This window comes from Roseovarius litorisediminis, from assembly GCF_900172295.1.
Lineage (GTDB): Bacteria > Pseudomonadota > Alphaproteobacteria > Rhodobacterales > Rhodobacteraceae > Roseovarius > Roseovarius litorisediminis.
Genome location: NZ_FWFL01000030.1, coordinates 1 through 1,512 on the forward strand (window position 1 = coordinate 1; position 1,512 = coordinate 1,512).

Genomic DNA, 1,512 nt, shown 5'->3' on the forward strand with positions numbered 1-1,512 from the left:
TGTCTGACGTCAGCGCTTATGGGTCCAAATAGGGTGATTTGATAAGGGAGTGTTCTTGGCTCATCGTAACCACTGAGGAGTGGACGATGAGAAAGACAACTGGAACCCGCAAAAGCCCTGGCGAGAAGATCGTCAAAGATATCAAACGTGCGACGCGCAAACAGTATTCCTCTGAAGAGAAGATCAGGATCGTTTTGGACGGCCTGCGTGGCGAAGACAGCATTGCAGAACTGTGCCGCCGAGAAGGCATATCGCAGGGTATCTATTACAAATGGTCTAAGGACTTCATGGAAGCTGGCAAGCGACGTCTGGCAGGTGACACAGCGCGTGCTGCCACTACCGACGATGTGAAGGACCTGCGACGCGAAGCCCGCGATCTGAAGGAGGTCGTGGCGGAACAAACGCTCGAACTCCGACTGCTCAAAAAAAGCATGATCGGCGATGGGGGCGACCAAGAATGAGATACCCTGCATCTGAGAAACTTGAGATCATTCGGCTGGTCGAAGAAAGTCATCTGTCAGCGCGTCAAACATTGGCCAAGCTGGGCATCCCCCGCACAACATTCTATCGCTGGTACGACAGATACCTGCAGCGCGGCGAGGCTGGGTTGGCGGACCAATCCCCCAAGCCAAAGCATGTCTGGAACCGCATCCCTGACGAGGTGCGGCGCAAGGTTGTGAAGCTGGCATTGACGGAGACGGAGCTATCGCCACGAGAGTTGGCAGTGACCTTCACCGACAGGGAAAGCTATTTTGTATCAGAAGCTTCCGTCTATCGCGTGTTGAAGGCACATGACCTGATCACCAGCCCTGCCTTCATCGTGATCAAGGCTGCGAGTGAGTTCAAAGACAAAACCACGGCGATCAACCAGCTTTGGCAGACGGACTTCACCTATCTCAAAGTTTTGGGCTGGGGCTGGTTCTATCTCAGCACGATCCTGGACGATTACAGCCGCTACATCATCTCGTGGAAGCTCTGCACCAACATGCGGGCTGAAGATGTGACGGACACGTTGGATCTGGCTTTGCAGACATCAGGCTGTGATCAGGTTCATGTCGTCCACAAGCCGCGTCTGCTCAGTGACAATGGTTCGAGTTATGTCTCTGGGGATCTCGCCGAATGGTTGCAGGACAAAGGCATGAAGCATTCGCGCGGTGCGCCGTATCATCCTCAAACCCAAGGCAAAATCGAGCGGTGGCATCAGACTCTGAAGAACCGCATCCTGCTGGAAAACTACTTCCTGCCCGGTGATCTCGAAGCCCAGATTGAAGCCTTCGTCGATCACTACAACCACCAACGTTACCACGAGAGCCTAAACAACGTCACACCCGCTGATGTCTACTTCGGACGTGACAAAGCCATTTTGCAGCAAAGGGAAAGGATCAAACGAAAGACCATCGACGCGCGACGCTTGCATCACAGACAACGTGCCGCATAATGCAATCAACCAGATGAGCCGAAAACTCTCTTAGTTTAAGCCGCCTTTGGTGCCAAAAACCCTGACGACGGACA

General features: G+C 53.5%; 1 protein-coding gene. It reads left to right on the forward strand.

Features of this window, described 5'->3' with window-relative positions; translation table 11 throughout:
* Positions 1–86: 86 nt before the first annotated feature.
* Positions 87–1,438 (forward strand): IS3 family transposase gene (locus PEL8287_RS19635; protein ID WP_139837885.1). Its coding sequence is split into 2 segments (ribosomal slippage): positions 87–423 and positions 423–1,438, totalling 1,353 coding nucleotides; the frame shifts between segments, so codons are not numbered across the junction.
* Positions 1,439–1,512: the final 74 nt, after the last annotated feature.